This is a genomic window from Paenarthrobacter sp. CM16 (assembly GCF_013179505.1).
Taxonomy (GTDB): Bacteria; Actinomycetota; Actinomycetes; order Actinomycetales; family Micrococcaceae; genus Arthrobacter.
The window spans coordinates 1-4,792 of record NZ_JABMCX010000328.1; the positions used below are offsets into that span (position 1 = coordinate 1).

A 4,792-nucleotide genomic window follows, 5' to 3' on the forward strand; every position below is an offset into this window, starting at 1 on the left:
ATTCGTCCCGGCGGGCGTCTCCGCGACCAGCGGGACCTTGCGTGGAAACTCCTCACCGCGATTCCGGGCGTCAGCTGCGTCCCTGCCGCGGGTGCCATGTACCTGTTCCCCAAGCTGGACCCGGAGGTTTACCCCATTGAGAGCGACGAGAAGTTCGTCCTCCAACTCCTGCAGGAGCAGAAGATCCTCATCTCCCACGGAACGGCGTTCAACTGGCCCACGCCGGACCATTTCCGCTTCGTCATCCTGCCCGCAGTAGAGGACATCGAAGAAGCGGTGCGCCGCATCTCCACCTACCTTGCCGCGTACCGGAACCGCCCCGTGGACGCACCCAAGTAAGTCGCAGTTAAGCGCGTTCTGAGCGCGCGGCCTAAACGCGCTCTGCTGCTACTTACTTGGGCGCTGGGGGAAGTGACTTACAGGGCAGGGTCCACCATGGTCATGCCGGCGGGGTTCGCCTTGTCGAAGCCGGGCAATAGTGCCGCTGCTTCTTCCAGGCCAATGGTGCGTTCAATGAGCAGCTGCGGCTGGAGCGCACCCTGTTCGATGAGGGCCATCATGCCCGGATAGTCCACAGCGGCCATGCCGTGACTGCCCAGGAGATCGAGCTCCCAACCGATCACCCGCGCCATGGGCACTTGCGGGTTGCCGTCGATGGACGGCAGCAACCCGATCTGGACGTGCCGGCCCCGCCTGCGCAGGCTCAGTATCGCGTCTGCGCAGGTCTGTTCACTTCCGACGGCGTCCACCGCCACGTGGCTGCCTCCACCGGAGAGGGCGTTGACCGCCGCGGGGATGTCCGTGCCGTCAGCCAGCACGGTGTGGTCGGAGCCCAGCCGTGCAGCCACAGCCAAGGCTTCCGGGTTCCTGTCCACGGCAATGACCCTTGCTCCCATGGCCTTGGCGATCATCACAGCGCTCAGTCCCACACCTCCCGCGCCAACTACAGTCACCCATTCGCCGGCTTTGACCTGTGCGCGGGCTGCGAGCGCACGGTATGCCGTGGCGAAGCGGCAGCCGAGACTTGCCGCCGTCGAATATTCAATGCTGTCAGGAATGGCAACCAGGTTGCTGTCGGCCGCGTGCAGGGCCACGTACTCGGCGAAGGAACCCCAGTGGGTGAAGCCGGGTTGCTGCTGGTCAGGGCAGACCTGGGCGTCTCCGGCCAGGCACCACTCGCAGTTGCCGCACCCGCAGACGAAGGGGACGGTGACGCGGTCGCCCACCTTCCAGTGCCGGACGCCCTCCCCTATAGCGTCGATCACCCCCGCGAGCTCATGGCCCGGCACGTGCGGCATGGCGATGTCATCGTGGCCGGCCCAGGCGTGCCAGTCGCTGCGACACATACCGGTTGCCAGCACTCTGACCACCACGCCCCCAACAGGGGCCTGCGGTTTGGCGACCTCCCTGACTTCGGGCTGGGTCCGGACCTCATCAAAAACTATTGCTCGCACGCCCCTGACTCTAACAATCGGCTGCCCCTGTCACACTTTGGCCGGCGAATCCGACATCCCTGATGTAAGGCACCATCTCTGAAGGGACGTCAGCATGACCCGCATCAACATCGGCCGCAGCAACAAGCTCGGCTACGCCGCCGTCATTGGACTCGAAGGCTATGCCCGCAAATCGGTGGATCCCGATCTGTATGAACTGATCAAGCTCCGCGCCTCCATCCTCAACGGCTGTGGCTTCTGCGTGGACATGCATGCCACGGACGGCCGGAAGCGCGGCATCCCGGAAAGGAAGCTGCACGCGGTGGCGGCCTGGCAGCATTCCAAGGTGTTCTTCGATGCCCGCGAGCAAGCAGTCCTCGCCCTAACCGATGCGGTAACCCAATTGGGCCCGGAGACAGTCACGGACGAGATTTGGAACGCCGCCGCTACCCATTTCGACGACGGCCAGATGGGTGGCCTCATTCTCGCCATTTCCACCATCAATGTGTGGAACAGGATCGCCATCAGCACCCGGATGGAGCCACCGGTGGATGAGAAGAATCCGATCGTCTGAAAGGTAGCGTTGGCAGCATGACTCTTGCGGTGTCAGCCACGTCGGCATGGCAAAGCGAACGGAACCGCCTCCTGGGGATCGCCTACAGAATGCTGGGCGACTTCGGGCATGCGGAGGACGTGGTCTCGGAAGTAGCGATCGACGCTGTGCAGCGGGAGCGTAAAGCCGACGCGGACCGTGTGGATTCCTGGCCGGCCTGGCTGACAACCGTCTGCGTGCGCCGCTCTGTTGATCGGGTACGCCAACTGGCAACCGTGCGTGAGGAGTACACCGGCCCTTGGCTGCCTGAACCGGTGGATGCGTCCCGGCTTCCGGAAGAAACCGTGGCTAACCGGGAGCTTCTCTCCCTGGCCTTGCTGCACTTGGCGGAGCAACTGGCGCCTGAGGCCCGGGCGGCGCTCGTGTTGCACCGCGCCTTCGCAATGTCCGCCCCGGAAATTGCGGACATCCTTGAGAAAACCCCCGCAGCCGTGCGCCAAATGATTTCGCGGGCCGAGCGCCGCCTGGAGATCGATCCTGAGGCGCCGGCTCCCCGGGCCAAGGATCGTGCGGCCTTGGAGAAACTGGTAATGGCCATCGAACTGGGTGACATCAACACAGTGGTCGCCATGCTGGACCGGGACGCTGTCCTGTGGGCCGACGGCGGGGGCAGGGTCAAGAGTGCCATGAACCCGGTCTTCGGAGCGGGCAACATCGGACGCTTCTTTGCCGGCATCTTCGGCAAAGCTGCGGAGTTCAACCCTGTGCAGCCGATCCGCGCAAGCCTCATAGGGGTCAATGGCGGAGAAGCTTTGGTGATCCGGCACAACGGCCGCGCCGACATTCTTGAGGTCGAGGCCGGCCCTGACGGGTTGATCCGAGGGCTCCGCCAGGTGTCCAACCCGGACAAGCTAACGTGGGTCTCGCTCTGAGCCGACTCCAAGTAGCCGGAAAGCTGCGTGTTCGTGGGAAACTTCCCTACGAACTGGCAGGTTTCCCGCGGTCTCGCGTGGCTTGGCCCGCCTGAGGCGGGCTACCAGCGTGGCGGCGAGTAACGCCGTCGTGATTTCCAGTCCGATGACCAGCAAAAGCGAGGCGGCGCCGGAAACGCCAACAGCGTTCGACGCCGGTCCCCCGCCGTGCGCGTGTCCGGAACCTCCCGCACCGCCCGCGCTGAGGAGCAGGACGGCGTGAAGTCCCACCATCGCCATGGCCGAGATGGTCACTTGATGGAGCGCGCCCACGCGGCTGTGGCGCCAAATGTGAACCGTGCACGGGATGCAGACTGCCGCCAGGCCGATCATGAGGATGCCCAGCCAGGCTGGGTGGTGTCCGGACGCTGCGAGCCACAGATGCACCAGGCAAGAGACCGCCGTGAGGGCCGCGCAGATCCGGGGGTGCAGGACAGGTCCGGAGCCCCGGACCCGTCCTGCCATTGTTGTCATAGTGAGTATCCCGCGGGCTTTAGTGGCAGTGCCCGGCGGACTCGCCATGTTCGCCGTGCTCTTCGGTTGCGGCCGCGCTGTGGCAGCTCGAACCGGAGGCGTTGGCCGGCACGTCCAGGACCGGGCTCCGATCGAAGAAGCCTTCGGGACGGAGCTTGAAGCCCACCGTGTCCACGGGCATGATGGGCCAATCCTCCACGCGCGGGAAGTGCGTGAGGCCGAAGGTGTGCCAGAGGACGATGTCCTGGCCATCAAGGTCGCGGTCCTGGGCAACGTAGGCGGGTAGGCCGGCGCCACCGGAGTGCTGGTTCACGAAGTCGCCCGTGGGGTAGCGCTCCTCCTCCGAGTACCGGGTCACCCAGAGATCCTTGGTGGCGAAAGCCGCGCGCCTGGCGATGGATGAGCCGGGGTCGGCCAGCAACGTGGGCTGGTTCTCGGCGTGAAGCTTGTAGCCGACCGGCTCACCCAGACGGTTCTTCGAATCAGGGTTGGAGATGATCCATGTCAGGCCGGCGCGGGCGTCGGCCTCACGGACTGCCTCTGATTCCTTTGCCAGGACCGTGCGCTTGCGGGAGAACGCGTTGCCACGCTCGTTGCCCGGGCCCATGGCCTGGCGGACCACGTCTTCTTCCTCCACGCGGTTGGTAAAGCCGTCAATGGCCATGTCCAGCCGGGCACTGAAGAGGTGCTGGTGGAAGGGGGCGCCGAGGCCCGGGGCGAGCTGGGAGATGCTATCCGATCCGCCCTCCGGGAAAGCACTGGTGAAGACGACGCCGGTAGCCTTGGCTTCGAATTCAATGGTGCCGTCCAGGTAGAGGTACCAGTAGAAGCCGTAATCGTAATTGCCGATGGTGGTGAAGAAGGAGATCACCAGGCGGCGGTTGCGGCGGGTGTAGTTGATGCCACTCCAGAGGTCGGAGTGCTTGGAGAGAATGCCCCAGTCTTCTTCATGCATGCAGATGCCGTTGCGGATCTCGCGGGGGTTGCCGAAGGCGTCGCTGATGACGGGGCTGAGGTAGGTGATGTCGCCCAGGCAATCGCAGCCCAGTTCGAGCGAGTTGGCGTACTGGCCTACCAGGTATTCACCCGTGTCGAAGTAGTTCTGCCAGGACCGGATGGGCGATGGATCGCCGTAGGGCACCACCATCTCGGCAATCGAGGCACGGTTGATGATGGGGCGTTTCTTCTCGCCGTCCTTGAAGGCAAGGTTGTGGAGGACAACTCCTTCGCGGACATCGAAGCCGACGTCCACGCTCCACTTTTCCCACTCAACGTGGTTCCCGCCGGTGACAGTGAAGCTTGGGCCTTCCGGCTGGGTGATGCTGATGGGCTTCTGGGTTTCGCGAAGGGGGCCGGTGAGC

Annotated in this window: 5 protein-coding genes and 1 pseudogene; 3 read left to right on the forward strand and 3 right to left on the reverse strand. The window is 64.5% G+C overall.

What is annotated here, in order from left to right; all coding sequences use genetic code 11:
- Positions 1-339, forward strand: a 339-nt coding sequence (locus HP499_RS20855) for an aminotransferase class I/II-fold pyridoxal phosphate-dependent enzyme (RefSeq protein ID WP_172326036.1), incomplete at its 5' end; no start/stop codon positions are given.
- A 77-nt stretch (positions 340-416) separates the two neighbouring features.
- Here the strand turns inward: HP499_RS20855 and HP499_RS20860 are convergent.
- The gene (locus HP499_RS20860; RefSeq protein ID WP_172326037.1) at positions 417-1,454 is read right to left on the reverse strand and encodes an alcohol dehydrogenase catalytic domain-containing protein; all 1,038 of its coding nucleotides are present in this window, start codon (positions 1,452-1,454) and stop codon (positions 417-419) included.
- A 94-nt stretch (positions 1,455-1,548) separates the two neighbouring features.
- On the opposite strand from HP499_RS20860, the gene HP499_RS20865 reads away from it, so the two are divergent.
- Positions 1,549-2,007, forward strand: a complete 459-nt coding sequence (locus HP499_RS20865) for a carboxymuconolactone decarboxylase family protein (protein ID WP_172326038.1) — start codon at positions 1,549-1,551, stop codon at positions 2,005-2,007.
- 17 nt (positions 2,008-2,024) lie between these two features.
- Positions 2,025-2,918, forward strand: a complete 894-nt coding sequence (locus HP499_RS20870) for a sigma-70 family RNA polymerase sigma factor (protein WP_172326039.1) — start codon at positions 2,025-2,027, stop codon at positions 2,916-2,918.
- Positions 2,919-3,005: 87 nt separating this feature from the next.
- Here the strand turns inward: HP499_RS20870 and HP499_RS20875 are convergent.
- Both HP499_RS20875 and HP499_RS20880 read right to left on the reverse strand, forming a co-directional pair.
- A pseudogene (locus HP499_RS20875) lies at positions 3,006-3,431 on the reverse strand (hypothetical protein); the annotation flags it as partial.
- Positions 3,432-3,450: 19 nt separating this feature from the next.
- Positions 3,451-4,792: primary-amine oxidase (locus HP499_RS20880; RefSeq protein ID WP_172326040.1), on the reverse strand; the 1,342-nt coding region annotated here is incomplete at its 5' end.

Bases quoted from the DNA above. Each gene is read 5' to 3' on its own strand.
- HP499_RS20865 (WP_172326038.1), top strand. From the start codon at position 1,549: ATGACCCGCATCAACATCGGCCGCAGCAACAAGCTCGGCTACGCCGCC.
- HP499_RS20870 (WP_172326039.1), top strand. From the start codon at position 2,025: ATGACTCTTGCGGTGTCAGCCACGTCGGCATGGCAAAGCGAACGGAAC.